Below are 26,945 nucleotides of genomic sequence, written 5' to 3' on the forward strand. Positions count from 1 at the left end.
TCGCACACATTTACGCCAGTTACCTGCAGACATTTTTACCTGACGGGCCGTTGTGCGATACACTTTGCAGATCGACTCTAAAAACCTTAAAAATTATGCGCCTGGTTTTATCATCTCTGATTGTGATGGCTGGACTTCTGAGTGGTCAGGCTGCTGCCGCGCCTGAGCAGACCACGCACGCTGATATTCGTGACAGCGGCTTTGTCTATTGCGTCAGCGGACAGGTCAATACGTTCAACCCACAGAAAGCGAGCAGTGGACTGATCGTCGACACGCTTGCCGCCCAACTTTATGACCGTCTGCTTGATGTGGATCCTTACACCTATCGCCTGGTGCCAGAACTGGCCGAAAGCTGGGAGGTGCTGGATAACGGCGCAACGTACCGCTTCCACCTGCGTCGTGACGTGCCATTTCAAAAAACCACCTGGTTCACCCCTACTCGTAAACTGAATGCAGACGATGTGGTGTTTACCTTCGAGCGAATCTTTGACCGCCAGCATCCGTGGCACAATGTTAACGGCAGCAACTTCCCCTACTTTGATAGCCTCCAGTTCGCCGATAATGTGCAAAGCGTGCGCAAGTTGGACAGCCATACCGTTGAATTTCGCCTGACTCAACCGGATGCGTCTTTCCTGTGGCATCTTGCCACGCATTACGCGTCGGTTATGTCAGCGGAATACGCGGGGCAGTTGGCAAAACAGGATCGCAAGGAATTACTGGACCGACAGCCTGTCGGTACCGGTCCGTATCAGCTTTCGGAAAATCGTGGCGGGCAATATATTCGCCTGCAGCGTCACGACGCGTTCTGGCGCGGGAAACCCTTAATGCCGCAGGTCGTCGTTGATCTCGGTTCTGGTGGAACCGGGCGCTTATCAAAACTGCTCACCGGTGAATGCGACGTGCTGGCCTGGCCTGCTGCCAGTCAGCTCAGCATCTTACGTGATGACCCACGTTTGCGCCTGACGCTGCGCCCTGGGATGAACATTGCTTACCTGGCTTTCAATACCAATAAACCCCCGTTGAACAATCCGGCCGTGCGTCATGCACTGGCGCTGGCAATCAACAACCAGCGGCTGATGCAGTCGATCTATTACGGTACAGCAGAAACCGCCGCATCTATTTTGCCGCGCGCCTCGTGGGCGTATGACAACGAAGCTAAAATTACAGAATACAATCCGGCAAAATCTCGCGAGCAGTTAAAAGCGCTGGGGCTGGAGAACCTGACGTTACAGCTTTGGGTACCAACCAGCTCCCAGGCCTGGAACCCCAGCCCGCTGAAAACCGCCGAGCTTATTCAAGCGGACATGGCGCAGGTTGGCGTGAAAGTGAAGATTATTCCGGTGGAAGGTCGTTTTCAGGAGGCGAGATTAATGGATATGAACCATGATCTGACGTTGTCCGGTTGGGCGACAGACAGTAACGATCCTGACAGTTTTTTCCGTCCGCTGCTTAGCTGTGCCGCCATCAACTCGCAGACCAACTTTGCCCATTGGTGTGATCCGGAGTTTGACAGCGTTCTGCGCAAAGCGCTGTCATCGCAGCAGCTCTCGTCACGCATTGATGCCTATGACGAAGCGCAAACGATCCTGGCACGAGAGCTACCCATCCTGCCGCTGGCCTCTTCACTGCGTTTGCAGGCCTATCGCTATGACATCAAAGGCCTGGTACTCAGCCCATTCGGTAATGCCTCCTTTGCCGGCGTATCCAGGGAAAAGAAAGATGAGGTGAAAAAACCATGATTATCTTTACCCTGCGTCGCTTTCTATTGCTCCTGGTCACCCTGTTCTTCCTGACGTTTATCGGGTTCAGCCTGAGTTATTTTACCCCCCATGCTCCTCTGCAGGGTGCGTCGCTGTGGAATGCGTGGGTATTCTGGTTCAATGGCCTCATCCACTGGGATTTCGGTGTATCCAGCATTAACGGACAACTGATCTCGGAACAGTTGAAAGAAGTGTTCCCTGCCACAATGGAATTGTGCGTTCTCGCCTTCGGTTTTGCGCTAATGGTCGGTATTCCGATTGGCATGCTGGCGGGGATCACACGCAATAAATGGCCGGATCGATGCATTAGTGCCTTTGCCCTGATGGGTTTTTCCATCCCGGTTTTTTGGTTAGCACTGTTGCTGACGCTGTTCTTCTCGTTAACGCTCGGGTGGCTGCCCGTGTCTGGCCGTTTTGATCTGCTTTATGAAGTCAAACCTGTTACCGGTCTTGCCATCGTCGACGCGTGGCTTTCCGACTCGCCGTGGCGCGATGAAATGCTGGTCAGCGCAATACGCCACATGGTGCTGCCGGTGTTAACGCTCTCCGTTGCGCCAACGACCGAAGTCATTCGCCTGATGCGTATCAGTACCATCGAGGTGTTCGATCAAAATTACGTAAAAGCGGCGGCTACTCGCGGCCTGTCACGGCTGACCATTTTGCGTCGCCACGTACTGCATAATGCCCTGCCGCCGGTGATCCCGCGGCTTGGTCTCCAGTTTTCCACCATGCTGACGCTGGCGATGATCACCGAAATGGTCTTTAGCTGGCCAGGCCTTGGCCGCTGGCTGATCAACGCCATTCGCCAGCAGGATTACGCCGCAATTTCAGCCGGCGTGATGGTGATTGGCTCACTGGTCATTATCGTAAACGTGATCTCTGATATTTTGGGTGCCATGGCTAACCCTCTGAAACATAAGGAATGGTATGCCTTACGATAGCGTATACAGCGAAAAGCGCCCGCCTGGCACGCTGCGTACCGCGTGGCGCAATTTTTATGGCGATGCGTCTGCAATGGTCGGTCTGTATGGCTGTGCGGGACTGGCCATACTGTGTGTTTTCGGTGGCTGGTTTGCGCCTTATGGTATCGATCAGCAATTCCTGGGTTATCAACTGCTCCCGCCTTCCTGGTCGCGTTATGGCGAGGTGTCATTCTTCCTTGGGACCGACGATCTGGGACGTGACGTATTAAGCCGCCTGCTGAGCGGTGCAGCTCCCACTGTCGGCGGCGCATTTGTTGTCACGCTCGCCGCCACGATATGTGGTCTGGTATTGGGGGTTTTAGCCGGGGCAACCCACGGTTTACGCTCGGCAGTGTTGAACCATATTCTCGATACCCTGCTCTCGATCCCGTCGCTGCTGCTGGCGATCATTGTGGTGGCGTTTGCTGGCCCCCATCTGACGCACGCGATGTTTGCCGTCTGGCTGGCGCTGTTGCCACGCATGGTGCGCTCTGTCTATAGCATGGTGCATGACGAGCTGGAAAAAGAGTATGTCATTGCTGCCCGACTGGATGGTGCCTCCACGCTCAACATTCTGTGGTTTGCGATTTTGCCCAATATTACCGCTGGGCTTATCACTGAAATCACCCGCGCTTTGTCGATGGCGATTCTGGATATTGCCGCACTGGGCTTTCTCGACCTCGGCGCACAGCTTCCGTCGCCGGAATGGGGAGCCATGCTGGGCGACGCGTTGGAGTTAATTTACGTTGCCCCATGGACCGTGATGTTGCCCGGGGCGGCGATCATGATTAGCGTGCTGCTGGTAAACCTGTTAGGTGACGGTGTACGCCGCGCAATTATCGCGGGGGTGGAATAATGCCATTACTGGATATTCGTAACCTGACCATCGAGTTCAGGACCGGTGACGACTGGGTAAAGGCCGTTGACCGCGTCAGTATGACACTCAATGAAGGTGAGATCCGTGGGCTGGTCGGTGAATCTGGCTCCGGTAAAAGTCTGATCGCCAAGGCCATTTGCGGCGTGGCAAAAGACAACTGGCGCGTGACCGCTGACCGCATGCGCTTTGATGATATCGATCTGCTACGACTGTCTGCCCGCGAGCGGCGTAAACTGGTCGGGCATAATGTGTCCATGATCTTTCAGGAACCGCAGTCCTGTCTCGATCCGTCTGAACGCGTCGGACGGCAGCTGATGCAAAATATTCCCGCCTGGACCTATAAAGGGCGCTGGTGGCAACGCATTGGCTGGCGCAAACGCCGCGCGATTGAACTGCTGCACCGCGTCGGGATAAAAGACCATAAAGATGCGATGCGCAGCTTCCCGTATGAGTTGACGGACGGCGAGTGCCAGAAAGTCATGATTGCCATCGCCCTGGCGAATCAGCCACGTTTGCTGATTGCCGATGAGCCGACCAATGCGATGGAGCCCACCACTCAGGCGCAAATTTTCCGTCTGCTGACCCGGCTCAATCAAAACAGCAACACCACCATTTTGCTGATCAGCCATGACCTGCAAATGCTCAGCCAGTGGGCGGATAAAATCAACGTCATGTACTGCGGACAAACGGTGGAAACCGCGCCAAGTAAAGATTTGGTGACGATTCCGCACCATCCTTATACACAGGCGTTGATCCGTGCCATTCCAGATTTTGGTAGCCCAATGCCGCATAAAAGCCGCCTGAATACGATGCCTGGTGCGATCCCGTTATTGGAACAGTTACCAATGGGGTGCCGTTTGGGGCCGCGCTGCCCTTACGCTCAACGTGAGTGCATTGAAACCCCACGACTGACCGGAGCAAAGAATCATCTCTATGCCTGTCATTTCCCGCTGAACATGGAGAGAGAGTGAGATGGTAGAAACACTGCTCGAAGTACGTAACCTGAGCAAAACCTTTCGCTACCGGACGGGCTTGTTTCGTCGCCAGACCGTAGAAGCCGTCAAGCCACTGAGCTTTACACTGCGTGAGCGCCAGACGCTTGCCGTCATTGGCGAAAACGGCTCCGGTAAATCGACGCTGGCAAAAATGCTGGCCGGAATGGTTGAGCCGACCAGCGGTGAGCTGCTGATTGACGATCATCCGCTAAAATACGGTGATTATTCTTTTCGCAGCCAGCGCATTCGTATGATTTTCCAGGATCCGTCAACATCGTTGAACCCGCGTCAACGTATCTCGCAGATCCTCGATTTTCCGCTACGTCTGAATACCGATCTTGAGCCGGAGCAACGCCGCAAGCAGATCGTCGAAACCATGCGCATGGTCGGTCTGCTGCCCGATCACGTTAGCTACTACCCGCATATGTTGGCGCCAGGACAAAAACAGCGCTTGGGGTTAGCTCGCGCCCTGATTTTACGTCCCAAAGTGATTATCGCGGACGAAGCGCTGGCCTCTCTGGATATGTCGATGCGTTCGCAGCTGATTAACCTGATGCTCGAGCTACAGGAAAAACAGGGTATTTCATATATCTATGTGACGCAGCATATTGGGATGATGAAACACATCAGCGATCAGGTGTTGGTGATGCACCAGGGCGAGGTCGTCGAGCGCGGCAGTACGGCGGATGTGCTGGCCTCGCCGCTGCATGAACTGACCCGCCGCCTGATATCCGGGCATTTCGGTGAGGCGCTCACCGCCGATGCCTGGCGCAAAGATCGCTAACAGTTATTGACGCCCTCCTCTGATGGAGGGCTTTTTATATCGTCAGTGAACAATATCTGCAGGTAGCAATGCTTCAATGTCGCTAAATGCAACCGGCGGGGAAATATCACCCTGCACGGCCCAGATACCCGCATGGCTTAGTTCATCAATAAGCCGCGCGTCCTCCAGCCCCTCGACGACCACTCGGTCACAATATTCCCTGATGTTCTTAATCAGAACCGGAAACATCGGCTTTTCGACCTGCGACAAAAAGAAGCCGCGATCCATTTTCACTACATCAAAATTACCGCTGACCAGCGGGTTTGCCCCCACGCTACCAGAGCCAAGATTGCTCAACCACAAGGCATTAGGCCCGTCACGCAGAGAATTAATCAGCAGGTTATTCAGGCAAGCAGTATTCGACAGGAAACGTTCTGAGAGTTGAAGTGCAATAAACGGCATAGCGTGTAAGGCCGAGGTTATGGCAGGGTCGCCTATCGCGAGAAGCGCCATTTCATCAATCAGATTAAGTGTACAAAAAAGGTTATTGCTCTCAAACCAGACGCGCTTTCGGGTGATTAACGCGATTTGTTCAAGCATGAAATGGCGTTTTTGTGCACTATTCCACGCGGCAATGATGAAATCTGAATGTAACGGGTGAACCGTCTCTGAGGTAAACCGGGCGATCATCTCAACACCCAGCAACTTTTCCGTTGTGTCTCTCATCGGTTCCGCGATGAAATGATAGCGCATAAGACCACTCCAATTGATCATAACATACTGATAATGCGCTTTTAATTATAATCAATCAATAATATCGATCAATGATTCATTATTGATCGATAAAAACAATATATGATAACAGGATGAATATAGCCGATTTTTTAGTTTTAAGAATCTTCTGACATTGATATGTTCATCAACATCGACTAGCACCGAATCATACCATTTTACGCCGTTGAGTCCTCGTGTTTTCTGCCCTCGCCTGTGCTCCGGTCTGGTTGGATGAGGCAGAACCTGGGGGGAGTGATATACTCCTCACGTGCAACGAATAGTGACAGGCCACTGATACTGACAACGATGCCACGGTTCCCGAAATCCCTTTTACTGTCGTTAACCGTATGGTGACTCGCAGAGAAAGATCGTGACACAAGGGGCAGAGAGTGGGATATAATTTCAGACCAATTTCGAGTGACCTTGAAATTGCAATCATAACGCATTGATTGCTAAAAAAATAAGTAATGACTATAAGGATTAAAGCTATGGGTTTTCTTTCCGGTAAGCGCATTCTGGTGACCGGTCTTGCCAGTAAATTGTCCATCGCCTACGGTATCGCTCAAGCGATGCACCGCGAGGGAGCTGAACTGGCGTTCACCTACCAGAACGACAAACTGAAAGGCCGCGTGGAAGAATTTGCAGCTCAACTGGGTTCCAACATCGTCCTGCAGTGCGATGTGGCTGAAGACGCCAGCATCGACACCATGTTCGCTGAACTGGGCAAAACCTGGGAAAAATTCGACGGTTTCGTACACTCCATCGGTTTCGCACCGGCAGACCAGCTGGATGGCGACTATGTGAATGCGGTAACCCGCGAAGGCTTTAAAATCGCTCATGACATCAGCGCCTACAGCTTTGTGGCGATGGCAAAAGCCTGCCGCACGATGCTGAATCCAGGCTCTGCACTGCTGACGCTGTCCTACCTGGGCGCAGAGCGCGCTATCCCGAACTACAACGTAATGGGTCTGGCGAAAGCGTCTCTGGAAGCAAACGTCCGCTATATGGCTAACGCGATGGGTCCAGAAGGTGTGCGTGTCAACGCAATCTCCGCAGGTCCAATCCGTACTCTGGCGGCTTCTGGCATCAAAGATTTCCGTAAAATGCTGGCCCATTGCGAAGCGGTTACCCCGATTCGTCGTACCGTGACCATTGAAGATGTGGGCAACTCAGCAGCATTCCTGTGTTCTGACCTGTCTGCCGGCATCTCTGGCGAAGTCGTTCACGTTGATGGTGGCTTCAGCATCGCGGCAATGAACGAGCTGGAACTGAAATAATCTTTCAGACCTCCTCTGTGGGCGGCGCGATGTCGCCCATGATTTTTCCCCCTCCCGTCAGCTACTCCCTGTCATATATACTTTTCTGATATTTATTATCACGTAACAATCTTTCATCCCCTCATCAGCTTACGCCAGGATATTGCAGCGCAAACGATCCGGCGGACGAACATAACGACGTATCCGGGTCGCCACTTTTTTGACCAAGGAACGCCCATGGAACAACGCCGAATTGAAGGCAAAAGCCACTGGTATCATGAAACGCAGTCCAGCACCTATCCGCAAGATGTTCTTCCGCTGGTGCCAGAAGCAGCAGACGTCGAAGACAGTTTTTTGCTGGACCTGGCGATACCGGAAGTCGCGCTGTTACCCTTTCAGTCCTGGTTAGAACCTGCCCGTGAACTTGCTCACCTTCTCTTCCCTGCTGATGTTGCCCTAAAACCGTTACATACGTTCAGCGCCTATGAACGAATGAGTACCGCCTTAACTGTCGCTCAGGTTTACGGCATCCAACGATTGTGTAACCACTACGCAGCGCGTTTGACCCCGCTACCAGGCCCGGATTCCTCCCGTGAGAGTAATCACCGGCTGGCACAAATTACCCAGTATGCTCGCCAACTTGCCAGTTCTCCCGCCGTGATTGGCGCACGCGATCGCCAGCATCTTGATGACGTTGGATTAACAACCTGCGATATCATCTTGATTAATCAGGTCATCGGCTTTGTCGGTTTTCAGGCCCGTGTCGTGGCGGTCCTTCAGGCTTATTTTGGCCATCCCTTGCGTCGCATACCGGGCCTTGATGTTCAGCAATACGCGCAGGCCGCTATTTTTAACAACGCCGATGCACAATGGCATATTGCCGCATTCCCGATAGACGTCATCCCGCCTCGCGAGGCTTCACCAGGCAGCGTTGACCAAAACGGGCGCATCCCGGATTTACAAACGCTCGCGCCGCTGCTGGCACATTCACCGACGATACTGGCTTTACTCAGATCATTGCTGACCAGTACGCTATGTACAGATACACCGTCGAGGGCGTTTTCTCTCGCCACACTGCTGACATCACGCATTAACGGCAGCGTGGCATGCTTTAATGAACAGGCCCTCACAGCTCATCAACTGGCGGACTTCATCACGATACTGCGTCTGGATGAACGCGAATTGCAGCGCTGGGAACAACGACATCCGGTTGAGCGCGCTACCCTGCAAGCGGTACAATGGCTAACCCGGGCGCCCGACCGTTTTAGCGCCGCACTGTTAACCCCGTTATTTGAACAGGGTACCTCATCGGAACAGGCTATTAACTTACTGGCCTGGAGTGGATTGTGCGGATGGTTGAATCGCTTGAAAATCGCGCTGGGCGAGACTCACTAACCACTCCGCTCATTGAAAGAGCGCTTGCTGCGACTGGCAGTTTCGCGTAAAACTGTCAGCCGCTCTTTTGGCCACGAAAATAGACAATTATGCTTCAGGACAACCCGCTGCTAGCGCAGCTTAAACAGCAACTACATTCCCAGACGCCGCGTGCTGAAGGGGTGGTAAAAGCCACGGAAAAAGGCTTTGGCTTCCTGGAAGTCGATGCACAAAAAAGCTATTTCATTCCACCGCCGCAGATGAAAAAAGTGATGCATGGTGACCGCATTGTCGCGGTGATCCATAGCGAAAAAGATCGCGAATCTGCCGAGCCGGAAGAACTGGTTGAACCGTTCCTGACGCGTTTTGTGGGTAAAGTTCAGGGTAAGAACGATCGTCTGTCCATTGTGCCAGATCATCCGTTACTGAAAGACGCTATCCCCTGCCGCGCTGCTCGCGGTGTGGATCATGAATTTAAGGAAGGTGACTGGGCCGTCGCAGAAATGCGTCGCCATCCGCTGAAAGGCGACCGCACCTTCTACGCTGAATTAACCCAGTTCATCACCTTTGCTGACGATCATTTCGTCCCCTGGTGGGTCACGCTGGCGCGCCACAATCTTGAAAAAGAAGCACCTAACGGCGTAGCCACCGAAATGCTGGATGAAGGTCTGGAACGTCAGGATCTTACCGCACTGAACTTCGTCACCATTGACAGTGCCAGCACCGAAGATATGGACGATGCGCTGTACGCCGAGGAACTGGCAGATGGCAAACTGCAATTAACCGTCGCCATTGCCGATCCTACCGCCTGGATTGCCGAAGGCAGCAAGCTGGATAACACTGCTAAAATTCGCGCGTTCACCAACTATCTCCCGGGCTTCAATATCCCGATGTTACCGCGTGAACTGTCAGACGACCTCTGCTCGCTGCGGGCTAACGAAGTCCGTCCGGTGCTCGCTTGCCGCATGACCATTGCGGCTGACGGCACTATTGAAGACGACATCACCTTCTTCACGGCGACCATCGAATCCAAAGCGAAACTGGCCTATGACAACGTGTCTGACTGGCTGGAAGGGAATAATGGCTGGCAGCCTGAAAACGACGAGATTGCCGAGCAGATCCGTCTGTTGCAGCGTATCTGCATGAGCCGTGGCGAGTGGCGTCATAACCACGCCCTGGTGTTTAAAGATCGCCCGGATTACCGCTTTGTACTGGGTGAAAAAGGTGAAGTGCTGGATATCGTGGCGGAACCGCGTCGCATTGCTAATCGTATCGTGGAAGAGTCGATGATTGCGGCAAACATCTGCGCCGCGCGCGTTCTTCGCGACAAACTAGGCTTCGGGATTTATAACGTACACATGGGGTTCGATCCGGCGAATGCTGAAGCGTTGGCCGCCCTGCTGAAAACCCATGGTATGCACGTGGATGCCGAAGAGGTGTTGACGCTGGAAGGCTTCTGCAAACTGCGTCGTGAACTGGATGCTCAACCTTCTGGTTTCCTCGATAGCCGTATTCGCCGTTTCCAGTCCTACGCTGAAATCAGCGTCGAGCCAGGTCCGCACTTTGGCCTGGGCCTGGAGGCATACGCCACCTGGACCTCACCTATCCGTAAGTATGGCGATATGATCAACCATCGCCTGTTAAAAGCGGTAATTAAAGGCGAAACCATCGCTCGACCACAGGACGACATCACGATACAGATGACGGAACGCCGTCGCCTGAACCGGATGGCCGAACGTGACGTCGGTGACTGGTTATACGCCCGCTTCCTGAGTGACAAAGCCGGGACTGACACCCGTTTTGCGGCTGAAATCATCGATGTCAGCCGCGGCGGTATGCGGGTGCGCTTAGTCGACAATGGCGCCGTCGCGTTTATCCCGGCACCGTTCCTGCACGCGGTCCGTGATGAACTGGTGTGCAGCCAGGAAAACGGCACGGTACAGATCAAAGGTGACGTGGTTTACAAGGTCACTGACGTGATCGACGTGACCATCGCAGAAGTGCGAATGGAAACCCGCAGCGTTATCGCACGTCCAGCCGCGTAGCACCACTAAACTCAACGGCCTTTCTCTTTTTGTGAAAGGTCGTTTTCTTTTCCCCCCTGATACGCCGCCACGCACTACACTTCCTTCATCCAGTCCAAATTATTTTTACTCTTTTCAGGTCTGCTGACTTTGCTTTTTTCTGAATCTGGATTACACATAAATATATAAATAAAACAATATGTTCAGCCATAATCACCCTGTATGAATCATGGCTACCCTTACTTTTGAGGCTCTATGCGCTTTAAACGGGATAGTACACATCATGAAAGACGTTCGGGAATTGGTAACGTTGTATAGCTTCGTGGGTTCTCACAACCCCTACTGGCGTTTGTCAGAGGAGTGTAACATCCTGCATTTCTCTATTGACGAAACGGCCGCAGCAGAACAAACCATCAAATTATCACCGGAACAAGCCGATCGCATTCGGGAAATGACAGTGATTACATCCAGTCTGCTGATGACCCTTCCCATCGATACGGATGACATTCCCGTGCACCTTGTCGGGCGAAAAATTAATAAACGTGAATGGGCAGGTAGCGCATCAGCCTGGGACGACACCCCTTCTGTAGCACGCGATCTGGCACAAGGATTATCCTTTGCCGAACAGGTCGTATCGGAAGCCAATTCAGTTATCGTGATACTTGACCGACAGGGTAACATTCAACGTTTTAATCGGTTATGCGAAGAATACACCGGGCTAAGAGAACGTGAAGTGATCGGGCAAAGCGTCTTCACGCTGTTTATGAGCCGTCGTGAAGCTGCTGCATCAAGACGCAATATTGACGTTTTTTTTCGTGAAGGCAACTCGTATGAAGTCGAGCGCTGGGTTAACACCTGTAAGGGTCAGCGCCTGTTCCTGTTTCGTAATAAATTTGTGCATAACGGCAGCGGTAAGAACGAAATATTTCTGATTTGTTCCGGGACCGATATTACCGAAGAACGGCGCGCCCAGGAGCGACTTCGCGTGTTGGCGAACACCGACTCCATCACCGGGTTACCCAACCGTAACGCCATTCATGAGTTGATTAGCGAGGCGATTGATAACGCGGGCGACACGCAGGTCGGCATTATTTATCTCGACCTCGATAACTTCAAAAAGGTCAACGATGCCTACGGGCATATGTTTGGCGACCAGCTTTTACAGAGTGTCTCGCTGGCCATCCTAAGTTGCCTCGAAGATAACCAGTTACTGGCGCGCTTCGGTGGTGATGAGTTTATCGTCCTCGCGACGGGAACCTCCCAGGGGGCGCTGGAGGCCACGGCCTCGCGCATTCTGACCCGTCTGCGGCTACCGTTCCGTATTGGCCTGATTGAAGTGTATACCGGCTGTTCTATCGGCATTTCCCTGGCACCCCAGCATGGTAATGACAGCGAAAACGTCATTCGCAACGCGGATACCGCCATGTATACCGCCAAAGAAGGCGGACGTGGGCAGTTTTGCGTGTTCTCCCCTGAAATGAATCAGCGGGTGTTCGAGTATCTGTGGCTGGATACCAACCTGCGTAAGGCGCTGGAAAACGATCAGTTGCTGATCCACTACCAGCCCAAAATAACCTGGCGGGGTGAAGTCCGCAGCCTGGAGGCGCTGGTCCGCTGGCAGTCGCCAGAGCGTGGGTTAATTCCGCCGCTGGAATTTATCTCTTACGCCGAAGAATCAGGGCTTATCGTCCCGCTGGGGCGCTGGGTGATTCTGGACGTTGTGCGCCAGGTGGCGAAGTGGCGCGATAAGGGAATCAATTTGCGCGTGGCGGTAAACGTCTCGGCGCGTCAACTGGCCGATCAAACACTGTTCACCGATCTGAAGCAGGTTCTCCACGATCTGAATTTTGAGTATTGCCCCATTGACGTCGAGTTAACAGAAAGCAGTTTAATTGAGAATGAACAGCTAGCACTGTCCGTTATTCAGCAGTTTAGTCAGCTTGGCGCCCAGATCCATTTGGATGATTTTGGCACAGGATACTCTTCACTTTCCCAGCTTGCCCGCTTCCCGCTCGATGCGATTAAACTGGACCAGACCTTCGTCAGGGATATCCACAAACAATCAATTTCACAGTCGCTGGTACGCGCCATTGTTGCGGTGGCGCAAGCGCTAAATCTACAGGTGATTGCTGAAGGCGTGGAAAGTGCGAAAGAGGATGCCTTTCTGACCAAGAATGGTGTCAATGAGCGTCAGGGATTTTTGTTCGCTAAGCCAATGCCAGCTGCCGCGTTTGAACGTTGGTATAAGCGACATCTGAATAAAAAAATGCGCTAACCATGCAGGAATACTCGTCGAGAAATAGCGAAGAATGTACATTCCGTGACTATCGTATCTGTCTGTAATCACGGAATATATAATATTCTCCGATCATGTCGGTTAATACTATTTTTCCCTTCTCTTTTATGATGATTTTCTGCATCATGAAATTCTAAATTTTTTGACACCAGGATGATGACCATGTCTGATATCGACGCAAAACGACTGGCCGAACGCATTGATACCGTACTGGATATCCTTGTTGCAGGTGACTCTCATTCAGCCATCCACAATCTCGAAATCCTCAAGGCTGAACTGTTAAGCACGGTCAACGAAGAAACAGCGCCAGTGTCAAAAAAACACAAAGCCCCGTGGGAGATCTGACGGCTTTGTACTTGTTATGTGGTTGCTGATATCAGACTGCTGATAACGTAACCTCCGTTTAATGTCCGATACGATACCGCTATAAAAATTAATACTATGAATTCCCGACAACAATCTATTTTGCAGATGGTGACCGATAAAGGCCAGATGAGCGTATCTGAGCTTGCCAAAATCACCGGTGTCTCTGAAGTGACGATTCGACAGGATCTGAACACGCTGGAAAAACAGAGTTATTTACGCCGTGCGCATGGTTTCGCAGTGTCACTGAATAGCGACGATGTTGAAACGCGTATGATGACCAACTTCACCCTGAAACGTGAACTGGCTGAGTTTGCCGCCTCACTGGTCAATCCTGGTGAATCCGTATTTATTGAAAACGGTAGCAGTAATGCACTGCTGGCCAGAACGCTGGCGGAACAAAAAGACGTCACTATCATTACGGTCAGCAGCTATATCGCTCACCTGCTGAAAGAAACACCCTGCGAAGTAATCCTCCTCGGCGGGATCTATCAGAAAAAAAGCGAAAGCATGGTTGGGCCATTAACGCGTCAGTTTATCCAGCAGGTTCACTTTAGTAAGGCTTTTATTGGAATCGATGGCTGGCAGCCTGAAACCGGCTTCACCGGCCGTGACATGATGCGTTCAGACGTGGTCAATGCAGTGCTGGAAAAAGGCGCAGAGGTGATTGTGCTCACCGACAGCTCGAAGTTTGACGCCATTCATCCGTACACACTCGGTCCGTTGGAGCGATTCAATCGTGTCGTCACTGATGCAAAACTCAGCGCCAGCGTGCAAATGCAACTAGAGCATTCAGGACTAATCGTTAACATCATCGATACCCGCGCATAATACATCACCAGATGATTTGCCTGTCGGCAAATCATCTTCTCTCTGAGACTTATCCGACCGTCCAATTAAGACTTTTTACCTGTTGTTAACAGGGTAATGTCGTAAAATTAATGTTAGCGATATAACAGGAACACACTCTCATCAACAGATGATTGATGGTCATGCCCTGCGCTAAACGGTTTCACGGAAATACCTTTAATGACCTTAATTTCACGCTATCATTAAAGAGACTGGATTCCGTGAATCAATCATTCAGGAGAAAGTATTATGTTAGTAACGAGCAAAAAAATGACCGCTGCCATTCTGGCGATTACTCTGGCTATGTCTTTGAGTGCCTGCTCTAACTGGTCTAAACAAGACCGCAGCACCGCCATTGGTGCGGGTGCAGGTGCCATTGGTGGTGCAGTCCTGACGGACGGCAGTACGCTGGGTACGCTGGGTGGTGCTGCAGTAGGTGGTATTATCGGCCACCAGGTGGGTAAATAATCTACGGTTGACCGGCTCGATATAATAATACGTTTACTTTTTCGCGACCGTACTATTTACATTACTAATAATAAAGCCACGAATATTTTCGTGGCTTTTTTTATTAGCCGCCAGCCAGTTTAACTTTCAAGCCTTTGGCTTCCAGCAAGGATTTAATCAGGTCGCGTTTATCGCCTTGTATTTCAATGACGCCCTCTTTCACGGCCCCACCACAGCCACATTTTTTCTTTAACTCGGCTGCTAATTTGGTTAGCTCTGAGTCGTCCAGATCAATACCGGTAATCAGGCAAACGCCCTTTCCTTTTCGACCGCTGGTCTGGCGTTGAATTCGCACAATACCATCGCCTTTTGGACGTTCTGTCACCGCTTTAGGTTCGTCAATTCGTCCGGACTCAGTCGAGTAGACCAGACGAGAGTTAGCGTCGCTCATTTACGCTCCTCGTTTCAGTGAGGTGTTGATCGCCTTCAGCGTCTGGGCCGGATCCGCCGACTGCGTGACCGGACGACCAATCACCATATAATCCACACCCGCTGACAGTGCCTGCTGTGGCGTCATAATGCGGCGCTGATCGCCCGCTTCACTGCCTTCAGGACGAATACCAGGCGTTACCAGCTTAAACGCCTGACCAAACTCTTGTTTGAATCGTACCGCTTCCTGTGCAGAACAGACAACGCCGTCCAGCCCGCAGTTTTGCGTTAACCGTGCCAGTCTTTCTGCATGCTCCGCAGGTGACAACGTCACTCCCAGATCGGCAAGGTCGCTGGCTTCCATGCTGGTCAGCACCGTCACGGCAATTAACAACGGCGCATCGTTACCAAATGGTACCAAGGCTTCACGAGCCGCCGTCATCATCCGTGCCCCACCCGAGGCATGAACGTTAACCATCCACACGCCAAGGTCTGCCGCAGCCGCTACGGCATGTGCCGTGGTATTGGGGATGTCATGGAATTTCAGGTCCAGAAATACGTCAAATCCACGCTGTTGCAGGTCGCGCACCAATTGAGGCCCAAAAAGCGTGAACATCTCTTTGCCCACTTTCAAACGGCAATCACGGGGATCAATTCTGTCGACAAATGCCAATGCTTTATCGCGATTATTGTAGTCCAGAGCGACAACGACAGGAGAATCAGTAACAGCACGGGGAGAAGATGAAGCAGTAAACGTCATAACCAGACCTTCCTGAAGATGGGCACCTTTCGGCACAAAATGGGTAAACGGCGTGCATTCTACCTGTGGTCATAGGAAATTAACAGATTCGATTACATCGCTGCCTGGCGATGTGGCACGGAGGCTAAATGTGCAGGATGTTATTAAACAATAAGGATGTTGTAACTAAAGTCGGTATTTTTTTAATTACAAACCGTCAAGACCGCGAATTGGCTTAATGGTTGACCATGAACGGCACGATGGGCAATGCCAGTACAGCGTGTAGGCGGTAAATCCGCATTTCTGGCAGCGGTAGCGCGGCTTACTGCGAACCTGTTCGCCGACCATATCCCGTAACACCATCAGACTCTCTTTAGCACGCCCTTCCTCGGCCTCATTGAGGTGATAGTCCATTAGTTTGTGGAAGACGCGCATCGTCGGATGACGCTGCAACTGACGGGTGATATAAACCTGCGCGGTATCGCTGCCCTCACGCGCTTCGAGGATATCCGCCAACATCAGCTCAGCGGCGGCACCGGTATTCTCCTCTACGGCGCGGCGTAAGAACTCCGCCCATTCATCGTTCTTACCAAGTTGCTGGTAGCAACTCTGTAGCATGTCCAGCGTTTCGCTGACCAGCTCTTTGTCCTGGGAAATTACGCGCTGCAGGCTTTCGACCGCCTTCGCATAGTCCCCTTTCATCATGTACACGCGTCCCATCATGATGGAAACCCGCGCACTGTTTTTGTCGGCGGCAGCCCCTTTTTTTAACAACGTCATGGCGCGGTCCATGTCGTCGCTGCCCAGTTGCTGAAGGGCCAGTTCGCAGTAGAAGTGTGCGATCTCAATTCGCTGCTTATCTTTACCGAGCTTCACCAGGCGTTCCGCAACGTCAATGGCTTTTTGCCACTCACTGGTTGCCTGATAGATCTGCAACAACTGTTGCAACGCACCCACGCGAAAATCGGTTTCATCGGTAAGCTGATTGAACATGTCTTCAGCGCGGTCATACAGACCTGCGGCCATGTAATCGCGACCGAGTTGTTGAACCGCCAGCAAACGCTGTTCGTAGGTCAATGACGCACTTTCCATCAACGTTTGATGGATGCGGATAGCGCGATCGACTTCACCGCGCGAGCGGAACAGGTTTCCGAGGGTGAGATGAGCCTCAACGGTGCCGGTATCCTCTTTCAACATATCGAGGAACAGATCCACCGCTTTATCTTGTTGGTTGCTCAGAAGGAAGTTAACCCCGGCGACATAGTCACGCGACAGGCGGTTAGCTTCGTCCTGTTTTGTTTGTTGCGCACTTCTGCGACCCATATACCACCCATAGGCAGCGGCTACAGGTAACAGCAGAAACAACAACTCCAGCATAAATAATTATTCCTTCACAACCGACGAATCGGCAGAAACCGCAACGTCGGTCGCAGGCGCAAGCTGGTTTTCCAGTCGTTTGATTTTACGTTCGGCACGCACAAGAGACACGCGAACCCTCAGCCAGAAAAGGCCGCAAATTAACCAACCAATCGCAAATCCTGCAGCAAACAACACGGCAAGCAGCGTAGAAATACGATATTCACCTTGGGCCAGCAGGTAGTTAAACGTTACCTGTTGATCGTTTTGCGCACCTAATGTCACCGAAATAACAAAAATCGCCAACACCAGTAAGAAAATGAGTAAATATTTCACATTACTTCCCGTTATGTGGTTTGAGCGAATAAATCGTGTACAACTTACCGCGTTGAGCCCTTTAAATTACCATTTTCACGACGAGTGCGAAATGGAAAAGCGCTTTAGTCTTTATGATTTAAGGGCAAAACGCGAAAAATCAATCACGGTCAGCTTTCTTGTTCACGCTGCGCGATTTCTTGTTGCTCCTGAACCGGCGGTGTTAATGGCCCACAGACCCGTTGTGCAAGCCATGTCGCCAACGTAACCAGCAGCCATGATATCAACGTCGCCACGACTAAATCTCGCGGCCAGTGCATGCCCAGTAACAAACGACTGCCCATTACACCCGTCGCCCAGACCAGCAAGAAAACAATCGTCAGCGTACGTCTACGCGGCCATAATAGCCCCACGGCCAGTAACGCCCAACTGGCGGCAAACATCGTATGACCAGAGGGAAATGCGAAACCCGTCTCTTTTTGCCAGTGTTTACGTAAAAAGGTCGGGATATCCTGCTGTCCTGATAATTGCTCTTTGACTAAGTGTCCGCGCTCTTTACGCTTTAAAGTGTAGAACTCATCAACAGGGACATGGTGCGTTTTTTCCAGCCAAACCACAAAAGGTCGTGGCTCCTGCACCCTTTCTTTTACCCATGACTTGACCCCCTGGCCGATCAAAATTGCCGCGGCAAGGATGGCGAACAGCATCATCGCGGCTTTCAGACGAAATCTCAGACACCACAAAAACCACACACACAGGGACACATGAGTAATGATTCCCCAGGGTTGCGTCACCGTTTCCGTTATCCAGTATAAGGATTTTAACCACCAGACATTGTTCCCTGGCTGCCAACTCCAGCCAGACACCCACATGGACACTGGCATAATCAACAACAGAACAGCACCTACGGCGGTTCGCTTTGCGATAGAAAGCATTGCATCTCCTTTCGTCGATAAGTCTCACAATCATAACTGAAAAAATTGCGCGCCGGGAAAATTGACAATTTTGTGCCATTGCAAATACGAATGCGCTGTCGCCATTAGGCGAACGCCGTCGCCTTATGGCAAAATAGTGCCATACAGAAGCCAATAGGCGACGGCACGGCGAGTGCCAGCGTAATCTGGAGAAATACATGCAGCTTAAACGTGTGGCAGAAGCCAAACTGCCAACCCCCTGGGGTGATTTCCTGATGGTGGGATTTGAAGAACTGGCAACCGGGCACGATCATGTCGCGCTGGTATTTGGCGATATTTCGGGTCAAACACCGGTCCTGGCACGCGTCCATTCCGAATGTCTGACTGGCGATGCGCTTTTCAGCCTGCGTTGCGATTGCGGTTTCCAACTGGAAGCCGCGCTCACGCACATTGCTGAAGAGGGACACGGTATCCTGCTTTACCATCGTCAGGAAGGTCGCAACATCGGCCTGCTGAATAAGATCCGCGCCTATGCGTTGCAAGATCAAGGCTACGATACCGTTGAAGCCAACCACCAGTTAGGTTTTGCTGCCGATGAGCGCGACTTCACCCTGTGCGCAGATATGTTTAAGCTGCTGGGCGTAGATGCAGTACGACTGCTGACCAATAATCCGAAGAAAGTTGAGATTCTGACCGAAGCTGGGATCAATATTGTCGAACGCGTGCCGCTGATCGTGGGCCGGAACCCGAAAAATGCGCATTATCTGGATACCAAAGCCGCCAAAATGGGCCATTTATTGAGCGAATAATCGCCCGGTAATTGCACATGCACCTGCCCCATGAAAAGCCTGCTTACGCAGGCTTTTTCACTTTTTACTTCAGCATATTACGAATCACATAGTGCAAAATACCGTCGTTCTGGTAGTAGGTTAACTCCGTCGCAGTATCGATACGACAGCGGCACATAATCACCTCTTTGCTGCCATCTGCGCGCATCATATTCACCGCAATTGTGGCGCCCGGTTGAATTGTTTGTAAATCCGTAATATCAATCACTTCCTCACCGGTGAGTCCCAACGTTTTACGCGTCACCCCTTGCGGGAACTCCAGCGGCAGGATCCCCATACCAATCAGGTTAGAACGGTGAATTCGCTCAAACGATTCTGCGATGACCACGCGAATACCCAGTAAACGTGGACCTTTCGCTGCCCAGTCGCGACTGGAGCCTGATCCGTATTCCTTACCGGCAATCACCGCCAGCGGCACGCTCTCCTGCTGATAACGCATGGCCGCATCGTAAATGGCTACCACTTCCGTCCCCGGTAAATGGCGAGTCATCCCGCCTTCAATTCCCGGCACCATTTCATTGCGGATACGAATGTTGGCAAAAGTACCTCGCATCATCACTTCATGATTTCCACGTCGTGAACCATAGGAGTTAAAATCCCGGCGCTCAACGCCGTGGCTCTGCAAATAGCGTCCTGCCGGGCTGTCCGCCTTAATGCTGCCAGCGGGGGAAATATGATCTGTGGTCACCGAGTCACCCAGCATCGCCAATATACGCGCTCCATGAATATCGTTTACCGGAGCCGGCGTAGCCTGCATGCCCTCGAAGAACGGTGACAGGCGAATATAGGTCGAGTCAGACTGCCAGCCGTAGGTGTCGACACGATCAACATTGATCGATTTCCATTCCGGCGTACCTTCAAACACTTCCGCATACTCTTTGTGGAACATCTCCGTGGATACCTGCTCGACGGCGCGGGCAATTTCCCGTGCAGAAGGCCAGATATCTTTCAGATATACGGGGTCACCTTTTTTATCGTGTCCGAGCGGATCTTTGGTCAGGTTAATGTTCATATTGCCCGCCAGCGCGTAAGCGACCACCAGCGGCGGAGAGGCCAGCCAGTTCGTTTTCACTAACGGATGAATGCGTCCTTCAAAGTTACGGTTACCGGAAAGTACCGCCCCCACCGTCAGGTCACCTTTTTTAATCGCCGTTTCAATAGGATCGGGTAACGGCCCAGAGTTACCAATACAGGTGGTACAACCATAGCCAACCAGATTGAACCCCAGTTCATCAAGGTACGGGGTCAGCCGGGCCTGCGCCAGATAGTCAGACACCACTTTTGATCCCGGTGCTAGCGAGGCTTTGACCCATGGTTGACGTTTCAGACCAAGAGTGACCGCTTTTTTCGCCAGTAAGCCCGCCGCCATCAGCACGCTCGGGTTTGAGGTGTTGGTACAGGAGGTAATAGCCGCAATCACCACCGCACCGTCTGGCAGCTGGTATTGATGACCGTTCAGAACATAGTCGACCGGCTGACTGTCTTTGTGCGAACTGTTCAGCTCAAGCTCATTGCTTGCCGCAAATGCTTTCGGGACATCCCCCAGCGCGACGCGATCCTGCGGACGCTTCGGTCCGGCCAGGCTGGCTTCCACATCGGCCATGTCCAGTTCCAGTGAACTGGTAAAGATCGGCGCATCGCCCGTATTACGCCACATTCCCTGCGCTTTGGCGTAGGACTCAACCAGCTCAACTTGCTCTTCGCTGCGACCGCTCAGGCGCATGTATTCGAGCGTGACGCCATCAATGGGGAAGAAACCGCAGGTCGCACCATACTCCGGTGCCATATTGGCAATGGTGGCACGGTCTGCCAGCGGCAGCGTGTCGAGGCCATCACCATAGAACTCAACAAATTTACCGACCACACCGTGCTTACGCAGCATCTGGGTCACGGTCAGGACCAGATCGGTGGCGGTGATCCCCTCACGTAGTTTTCCATCCAGCTTGAAGCCCACGACATCCGGGATCAGCATCGAGACCGGTTGCCCCAGCATCGCGGCTTCTGCTTCAATTCCGCCCACGCCCCACCCCAGTACACCAAGGCCGTTAATCATCGTAGTGTGGGAGTCGGTACCAACCAGCGTGTCCGGGTAAGCCACCCACTCGCCATCCTGCAATTCACTCCACACCGCTTTTCCCAGGTATTCGAGGTTAACCTGGTGGCAGATCCCCGTCCCCGGCGGTACAACGCTGAAGCGGCTGAATGCCTGCTGCCCCCATTTCAGAAACACATAGCGCTCGTGGTTACGCTCCATTTCCAGGCGAACGTTCTCTTCGAACGCATCATCATCACCGAAGTGGTCTACCGTCACCGAGTGGTCAATCACCAGATCAACAGGTGAAAGCGGGTTCACTTTAGCCGTATCACCGCCGAGGCGTTTAACCGCTTCGCGCATGGCCGCCAGATCGACCACCGCCGGAACGCCGGTAAAATCCTGCATCAGTACACGGGCGGGTCGATAGGCAATCTCGCGATCGGCATGGGCATTGTCCAGCCATCGAGCCAGAGAATGAATATCTTCTTCAGTAACTGAATCACCGTCCTGCCAGCGCAGCAGGTTTTCCAGCAAGACTTTTAGCGATTTGGGTAGACGGGTGATATCACCCAATGATTTGGCAGCCAGCGGCAAACTGTAGTAGCGGTAGGTTTTATCTTTAACCTGCAATGTGTCCTTACTGGCTTCGCGTAGGGTCGACGACATAGCTCCTCCTTAAATGACAGGGTGGCATCCCCTGACTTTTCTCAGGGTTAGTATTAAAGATAACACAAACAAAATGTAACGCTTTGATAACAACTCAAATTGATAAAAGCGGAGAAGCATAAATGGCGATACAAGGGGATTACGGCGTGAAGGTGGAATTACGTCATTCACTCTTCAATACGGTGAACTAATTCTAATGAAGATATAGCCAAAATAATTAGAGCGGCATGAAGGCGGCAAGTGAGTGAATCGCCAGGAGCATAGATAACTATGTGACTGGGGTGAACGAACGGAAATAACGCACATGCTGCTTTAAGTATGACGGCTATAAAACGCGGGTTAATTATTGTTTCTGTTCTTCATCTTCATCAAATAGATCAATAAAAGCCTGCTGTGCCGGGGAAAGTTGCCACGCGTCAGGAATATTCTTTCTACATTCAGTAGTCGCATCCTGCGCTGGCTCATTGTCTTGCTGAGAAGGTGTAGACGTGGGTTGCTGCTGTTGCACGGACATGACTAACTCCACACATTCCAAACCACGAGCGCAACAACAATCCAGAATAGGACTGAACCGAGAAAGACCGTGAACCATGCTTTACGTTTCAGCGCGGGATCCCGGCGTGCTGGCTGGTTTCCAGAAGGCATCGCTAACCTCATACTATCGAAATCACTTATCATATTGGCACCAAACGATTGGTACAATTAATCATCAGATAAGAGAAATCCTAAAGAAAAAGGCGTGAAAAAGCCAGTTAATTTTCGAATCCTGGGCCGTGAATAAATCAATTGTTTGATCCGATTTAAATATTTGACAGGGTTTTGAGCAGATTTTCTAATTTAAAACTACTTTGGCGAACATTCTCCTTAAATAATATGCGGTTAATGTAACTAATTCAGATTTGCCCGTCGGTAGCGTTTTTCATACTGAGATACCGACGAGCGCTGGCCCGTTATTATTTTTCCGGCAATTTAATATCTTTAAACATTGCTTCAATGTCATCGTTAGAACGTAACGCGACCGCCGTATCCACTACATCGCGCGTCAGATGCGGCGCAAAACGCTGAATAAAATCATACATGTAACTGCGCAGGAACGTACTACGACGAAAACCGATTTTGGTGGTGCTATGGCTAAAGACATCATGCGCATCAACCCGTACCAAATCCGGATCGGAAATCGGATCGACCGCCATGCTGGCAATCACGCCCACGCCCAGTCCGAGTCGCACATAGGTTTTAATAACATCCGCGTCGGTCGCGGTAAAGACAATACGCGGCTCCAGACCCGCGCGGTTAAACGCGGTGTCGAGTTCTGAACGTCCGGTAAAGCCAAAGGTGTACGTCACCAGCGGGTATTGCGCCAGTTCTTCAATCGACACGGAGGATTTACCCGCCAGCGGATGGTCCGGCGTGACAACAATCGAACGATTCCAGTGGTAGCACGGCAGCATCACCAGATCGTCGTACAGGTGCAGCGCTTCGGTTGCAATGGCAAAATCTGCGTTGCCTTTCGACACGGCTTCCGCAATTTGGGTCGGCGAGCCCTGATGCATATGCAAAGAGACGCGAGGATAACGCTCAATAAAGCCTTTAATCACGTTAGGCAGCGCATAGCGCGCCTGGGTGTGGGTGGTCGCAATATACAGCGAGCCTTTGTCCGGCCAGGTATGTTCACCGGCAACCGACTTAATGGCATCTACCTTAGACAGAACTTCGCGCGCAATACGAATGACTTCCTGCCCTGCCGGGGTAACCTGCGTAAGGTGTTTACCGCTACGGGCAAAAATCTGGATACCCAGTTCGTCTTCCAGCATACGAACTTGCTTACTGATACCCGGTTGAGAGGTATAGAGCCCTTCGGCCGTTGAGGAGACATTAAGGTTGTGGTTAACCACCTCAACAATATAGCGAAGTTGCTGTAATTTCATGTTAGACCATCCAGATTAGCGGCATCAGACCATCGTTTATGAGCAGGCTGAATCGCGCTGCTAATACGATTTAATAATAAAAAGTTTGTTAACTATAACCACTATATCATTTTAATCAGAGCTGTATAGATACCGTCACCTATAAAAAAGGGCCGCTTACGCGACCCTTTAAGGCGATGTCAAACTGTCGGGCTGTTACTTCTTGCCTTCTACCCATTTACCGTCAACAAAGAATGCAGACCAGCCGGTCGCCTTACCGTCTTTCTCGGCAGACACATACTGCTGCTTGGTTTTACGGCTAAAACGCACCATCGCTTTGTTGCCATCCGGATCGGTCTGCGGCGCATCGGCAAGGTAGCGCAGTTTTTCCGGCAGACGATCGCGGAAGCGGTACAGCTCTTCCACTAACGGCGCACGCGTCTCACGCGATTTCGGGAAGGTATTCGCCGCCAGGAAGATACCTGCTGCGCCATCACGTAACACGAAATACGCGTCCGATTTTTCACACGGCAATTCCGGCAGTGGAACCGGATCTTCCTTCGGTGGCGCAACTTCGCCATTACGCAGGATCTTACGGGTGTTTTTACACTCGTCGTTAGTACACGCCATGTATTTACCGAAACGCCCCATTTTCAGGTGCATTTCAGAACCACATTTCTCGCACTCGACGATCGGACCGTCGTAGCCCTTGATGCGGAACTCGCCTTCTTCGATTTCGTAACCGTCGCAAGTTGGGTTGTTACCACACACATGCAGCTTACGTTTTGGATCGATGAGGTAGCTGTCCATCGCCGTGCCGCACTTCTGGCAACGGCGCTTCGCGCGTAACGCGTTAGTTTCCGCGTCATCGCCTTCCAGCACGTTCAGCACTTCGTTTTCCGGCACCAGGTTAATGGTGGTTTTGCAGCGCTCTTTTGGTGGCAGCGCGTAACCGGAACAACCGAGGAATACACCGGTACTGGCGGTACGGATACCCATCTGACGACTACAGGTTGGACAGTCGATGCTGGTCAGAACCATCTGGTTCGGACGCATACCGCCCTCTTCAGGATCTTTCTCGGCTTTATCGAGTTGCTGAGTAAAATCACTGAAGAAGTTGTCGAGCACGCCCTTCCATTCGGCTTCGTGTTTCGCCACCTGGTCGAGACTGTTTTCCATCTGCGCGGTGAAATCGTAGTTCATCAATTCGCGGAAGTTTTCTTCCAGGCGGTCGGTGACGATTTCACCCATTTTTTCTGCGTAGAAACGACGGTTCTCAACACGGACATAGCCGCGATCCTGAATCGTAGAGATGATCGACGCATAGGTAGATGGACGACCGATACCGCGCTTTTCAAGCTCTTTAACCAGTGACGCTTCGCTGAAGCGCGCAGGCGGTTTGGTAAAGTGCTGTGCGGGGGTCAGTTCAACCAATGTCAGCACATCGCCTTTATCCACCGCCGGTAAGATACGATCTTCATCGCCTTTACGCAGGGCTGGCATGACCTTAGTCCAGCCATCAAACCGCAGAATACGACCGCGCGCCTTCAGGCGGTAATCACCTGCGCCAACGGTCAGCGTGGTGGAGTCATATTTAGCTGGCGTCATCTGACAGGCGACAAACTGACGCCAGATCAGCTGATACAGTTTTTGCGCATCAGCTTCCATATCTTTCAGCGATTCAGCCAGTACGGCGACGTCTGAAGGACGGATGGCTTCGTGCGCTTCCTGCGAGTTTTCTTTACTGGCGTACTGGTTTGCGCTCTCCGGCAAATACTTTTTACCAAAGTTTTCGCCGATGTAATCGCGGACCATAGAAACCGCATCCTGGCTCAGGTTGGTTGAGTCAGTACGCATATAGGTGATGTAGCCCGCTTCATACAAGCGTTGCGCCATCATCATGGTTTTCTTCACGCCAAAGCCCAAACGGGTGCTGGCAGCCTGTTGCAACGTAGAGGTGATGAACGGCGCGCCAGGTTTGCTGCTGGTCGGCTTATCTTCACGCTCCAGCACGCTGTAACGTGCTTTTTCCAGCAGGCTTACCGCAGCAAGTGTCTGTTCGCGGTTAACCGGACGGAACGGCTTCTCGTTGTGGTGCGTGACTTCCAGTGGCAGCGCCTCACCGGAAGGCGTCGTGGTGCTGGCATCTATTTCCCAGAATTCTTCCGGAACGAATGCCTTGATCTCACGTTCACGCTCTACAACCAGGCGCACGGCGACCGACTGTACGCGACCGGCAGACAGGCCACGAGCAATCTTTTTCCACAGCAGCGGCGACACCATATAGCCCACAACGCGGTCCATAAAGCGGCGTGCCTGTTGCGCATTGACACGGTCGATGTTCAGTTCGCCCGGCTTTTCAAACGCTTGCTGAATGGCATTTTTGGTAATTTCATTAAACACCACGCGACTGTAGCGGGTGTCGTCGCCCCCGATCACTTCCCGCAGGTGCCATGCAATGGCTTCCCCTTCGCGGTCAAGGTCAGTTGCGAGATAGATGTGGTCGGCCTTTTCAGCCAATTGTTTCAGTTCAGAGACGACCTTCTCTTTACCGGGCAGCACTTCATAGCGCGCATCCCAGTTGTGCCACGGGTCAACCCCCATACGGTTGACGAGAGCGCCACGTTCATCCTTTTTGGGCTTTTTAGCCGTTTTGGTGGCGGTTGAGTCGGCGCTCTTTTTAGTTGCTGAGCCACTGGTCGGCAAATCACGGATATGACCGACGCTGGATTTCACCACGTAGTCATTACCCAGATATTTGTTGATCGTTTTGGCTTTTGCCGGGGACTCAACGATGACAAGAGCTTTACCCATATTCACCTTTACCTAATTTGATTCTTCCAGGAATGCGTCGCGCGTTGATTCACCTTCCACTGGCGACGAGACATCGATATGGTCTCTGCGTCGGCGGATATCAACCCTGGTACCGGTCGCGGGTTCGTAATGTAACTCCCATCTAACTGAGTTAACAGGATTTTTTTCACGAATTCGCTAAA

At 51.9% G+C, this 26,945-nt stretch carries 24 protein-coding genes; 13 read left to right on the plus strand and 11 right to left on the minus strand.

All coding sequences use genetic code 11. The annotated features are described in order from the left end of the window. The first annotated feature begins 95 nt into the window (after nt 1-95). The 5 genes from sapA to sapF are packed head-to-tail and all read left to right on the plus strand — an operon-like array spanning nt 96 to nt 5,378. Entirely contained in the window at nt 96-1,739 is a 1,644-nt protein-coding gene (sapA, locus tag FCH32_RS11460) for an ABC transporter substrate-binding protein SapA (RefSeq protein WP_115258335.1), read from the plus strand. Then, on the plus strand, nt 1,736-2,701 hold the full coding sequence (gene sapB / locus FCH32_RS11465; RefSeq protein WP_096756886.1) for a peptide ABC transporter permease SapB: 966 nt from the start codon (nt 1,736-1,738) through the stop codon (nt 2,699-2,701). Before sapA ends, sapB begins: the two co-directional genes overlap by 4 nt. Next, nucleotides 2,688-3,578, plus strand: coding sequence for a peptide ABC transporter permease SapC (gene sapC / locus FCH32_RS11470; RefSeq protein WP_096756844.1), 891 nt, complete (start codon nt 2,688-2,690; stop codon nt 3,576-3,578). The genes sapB and sapC overlap by 14 nt, the downstream gene beginning before the upstream one ends. Further along, nucleotides 3,578-4,570 carry a peptide ABC transporter ATP-binding protein SapD gene (gene sapD / locus FCH32_RS11475; RefSeq protein WP_096756843.1) on the plus strand — a complete coding sequence of 331 codons (993 nt, stop codon included), beginning with the start codon at nt 3,578-3,580 and terminating at the stop codon, nt 4,568-4,570. The genes sapC and sapD overlap by 1 nt, the downstream gene beginning before the upstream one ends. Nucleotide 4,571: 1 nt before the next feature. Then, nucleotides 4,572-5,378, plus strand: coding sequence for a peptide ABC transporter ATP-binding protein SapF (gene sapF / locus FCH32_RS11480; RefSeq protein WP_096756842.1), 807 nt, complete (start codon nt 4,572-4,574; stop codon nt 5,376-5,378). A gap of 42 nt (nt 5,379-5,420) precedes the next feature. On the opposite strand, the gene FCH32_RS11485 is transcribed toward sapF, so the two are convergent. Continuing rightward, entirely contained in the window at nt 5,421-6,110 is a 690-nt protein-coding gene (locus FCH32_RS11485; protein ID WP_174360912.1) for an EAL domain-containing protein, read from the minus strand. A gap of 509 nt (nt 6,111-6,619) precedes the next feature. Here FCH32_RS11485 and fabI point away from each other — a divergent pair. The 7 genes from fabI to osmB all read left to right on the plus strand — a co-directional run bounded on the left by fabI (nt 6,620) and on the right by osmB (nt 14,761). Continuing rightward, entirely contained in the window at nt 6,620-7,408 is a 789-nt protein-coding gene (gene fabI, locus FCH32_RS11490) for an enoyl-ACP reductase FabI (protein ID WP_137361798.1), read from the plus strand. Between the two features lie 216 nt (nt 7,409-7,624). Then, complete coding sequence (locus tag FCH32_RS11495) at nt 7,625-8,782, plus strand: carboxymuconolactone decarboxylase family protein (protein WP_174360913.1); 1,158 nt, start codon at nt 7,625-7,627, stop codon at nt 8,780-8,782. An 89-nt stretch (nt 8,783-8,871) separates the two neighbouring features. Continuing rightward, on the plus strand, nt 8,872-10,806 hold the full coding sequence (locus FCH32_RS11500) for an exoribonuclease II (RefSeq protein ID WP_115258331.1): 1,935 nt from the start codon (nt 8,872-8,874) through the stop codon (nt 10,804-10,806). A 262-nt stretch (nt 10,807-11,068) separates the two neighbouring features. Then, nucleotides 11,069-13,060, plus strand: a complete 1,992-nt coding sequence (gene pdeR / locus FCH32_RS11505) for a cyclic di-GMP phosphodiesterase (RefSeq protein ID WP_146716894.1) — start codon at nt 11,069-11,071, stop codon at nt 13,058-13,060. 183 nt (nt 13,061-13,243) lie between these two features. Further along, nucleotides 13,244-13,426, plus strand: coding sequence for a YciZ family protein (locus FCH32_RS11510; RefSeq protein ID WP_117342884.1), 183 nt, complete (start codon nt 13,244-13,246; stop codon nt 13,424-13,426). Between the two features lie 96 nt (nt 13,427-13,522). Next, nucleotides 13,523-14,275, plus strand: a complete 753-nt coding sequence (yciT, locus tag FCH32_RS11515) for a DNA-binding transcriptional regulator YciT (protein ID WP_135911921.1) — start codon at nt 13,523-13,525, stop codon at nt 14,273-14,275. A gap of 267 nt (nt 14,276-14,542) precedes the next feature. After that, nucleotides 14,543-14,761 carry an osmotically-inducible lipoprotein OsmB gene (osmB, locus tag FCH32_RS11520; protein ID WP_174360914.1) on the plus strand — a complete coding sequence of 73 codons (219 nt, stop codon included), beginning with the start codon at nt 14,543-14,545 and terminating at the stop codon, nt 14,759-14,761. Between the two features lie 103 nt (nt 14,762-14,864). Here osmB and yciH read toward each other — a convergent pair whose 3' ends face one another. The 5 genes from yciH to pgpB form a co-directional block, all read right to left on the minus strand. Then, the gene (gene yciH / locus FCH32_RS11525; RefSeq protein ID WP_135911919.1) at nt 14,865-15,191 is read right to left on the minus strand and encodes a stress response translation initiation inhibitor YciH; all 327 of its coding nucleotides are present in this window, start codon (nt 15,189-15,191) and stop codon (nt 14,865-14,867) included. Continuing rightward, entirely contained in the window at nt 15,192-15,929 is a 738-nt protein-coding gene (gene pyrF / locus FCH32_RS11530; protein ID WP_115258326.1) for an orotidine-5'-phosphate decarboxylase, read from the minus strand. A gap of 186 nt (nt 15,930-16,115) precedes the next feature. Then, a complete protein-coding gene (gene lapB / locus FCH32_RS11535; RefSeq protein ID WP_096756831.1) occupies nt 16,116-17,285 on the minus strand; it encodes a lipopolysaccharide assembly protein LapB in 1,170 nt (389 codons plus the stop codon). A gap of 6 nt (nt 17,286-17,291) precedes the next feature. After that, on the minus strand, nt 17,292-17,600 hold the full coding sequence (locus FCH32_RS11540) for a LapA family protein (RefSeq protein WP_096756830.1): 309 nt from the start codon (nt 17,598-17,600) through the stop codon (nt 17,292-17,294). A gap of 149 nt (nt 17,601-17,749) precedes the next feature. Further along, nucleotides 17,750-18,514 (minus strand): phosphatidylglycerophosphatase B, encoded by a 765-nt coding sequence (pgpB, locus tag FCH32_RS11545; RefSeq protein ID WP_115258324.1) that lies wholly within the window; start codon nt 18,512-18,514, stop codon nt 17,750-17,752. Between the two features lie 197 nt (nt 18,515-18,711). Between pgpB and ribA the strand changes: the two genes are divergently transcribed. After that, nucleotides 18,712-19,302, plus strand: coding sequence for a GTP cyclohydrolase II (ribA, locus tag FCH32_RS11550; RefSeq protein ID WP_174360915.1), 591 nt, complete (start codon nt 18,712-18,714; stop codon nt 19,300-19,302). 64 nt (nt 19,303-19,366) lie between these two features. Here the strand turns inward: ribA and acnA are convergent, their stop codons facing one another. From acnA to topA, 5 genes are all read right to left on the minus strand, one after another. Then, entirely contained in the window at nt 19,367-22,042 is a 2,676-nt protein-coding gene (gene acnA / locus FCH32_RS11555; protein WP_115258323.1) for an aconitate hydratase AcnA, read from the minus strand. Nucleotides 22,043-22,385: 343 nt separating this feature from the next. Beyond that, nucleotides 22,386-22,556, minus strand: coding sequence for a hypothetical protein (locus tag FCH32_RS11560; RefSeq protein ID WP_168246952.1), 171 nt, complete (start codon nt 22,554-22,556; stop codon nt 22,386-22,388). Between the two features lie 2 nt (nt 22,557-22,558). Continuing rightward, the gene (locus FCH32_RS11565) at nt 22,559-22,720 is read right to left on the minus strand and encodes a YmiA family putative membrane protein (protein WP_096756824.1); all 162 of its coding nucleotides are present in this window, start codon (nt 22,718-22,720) and stop codon (nt 22,559-22,561) included. Nucleotides 22,721-22,995: 275 nt separating this feature from the next. Beyond that, nucleotides 22,996-23,970, minus strand: coding sequence for an HTH-type transcriptional regulator CysB (gene cysB, locus FCH32_RS11570; protein WP_115258322.1), 975 nt, complete (start codon nt 23,968-23,970; stop codon nt 22,996-22,998). Between the two features lie 195 nt (nt 23,971-24,165). Then, nucleotides 24,166-26,763, minus strand: a complete 2,598-nt coding sequence (gene topA / locus FCH32_RS11575) for a type I DNA topoisomerase (protein WP_174360916.1) — start codon at nt 26,761-26,763, stop codon at nt 24,166-24,168. Nucleotides 26,764-26,945 lie beyond the last annotated feature (182 nt).

This window comes from Citrobacter gillenii, from assembly GCF_013337685.1.
Lineage (GTDB): Bacteria > Pseudomonadota > Gammaproteobacteria > Enterobacterales > Enterobacteriaceae > Citrobacter > Citrobacter gillenii.